The organism is Paraclostridium dentum, from assembly GCF_012922555.1.
GTDB classification, from domain to species: Bacteria; Bacillota; Clostridia; order Peptostreptococcales; family Peptostreptococcaceae; genus Paraclostridium; species Paraclostridium dentum.
This window is the reverse complement of the sequence record NZ_WIPK01000159.1, coordinates 1-368: the sequence shown is the minus strand read 5'-3', so window position 1 is coordinate 368 and position 368 is coordinate 1. Positions and strand designations below refer to the sequence as shown.

Genomic DNA, 368 nt, shown 5'->3' with positions numbered 1-368 from the left:
GGCCGTTCTTAGTTGGTGGAGTGATTTGTCTGCTTAATTGCGATAACGAACGAGACCTTAACCTACTAAATAGTGGTGCTAGCATTTGCTGGTTATCCACTTCTTAGAGGGACTATCGGTTTCAAGCCGATGGAAGTTTGAGGCAATAACAGGTCTGTGATGCCCTTAGACGTTCTGGGCCGCACGCGCGCTACACTGACGGAGCCAGCGAGTCTAACCTTGGCCGAGAGGTCTTGGTAATCTTGTGAAACTCCGTCGTGCTGGGGATAGAGCATTGTAATTATTGCTCTTCAACGAGGAATTCCTAGTAAGCGCAAGTCATCAGCTTGCGTTGATTACGTCCCTGCCCTTTGTACACACCGCCCGTC

1 rRNA gene is annotated in these 368 nt (G+C 49.7%); it reads left to right on the top strand.

Annotated elements, in window-relative coordinates:
• Window positions 1-368, top strand: a 16S ribosomal RNA gene (locus GFJ41_RS21235); the annotation flags it as partial.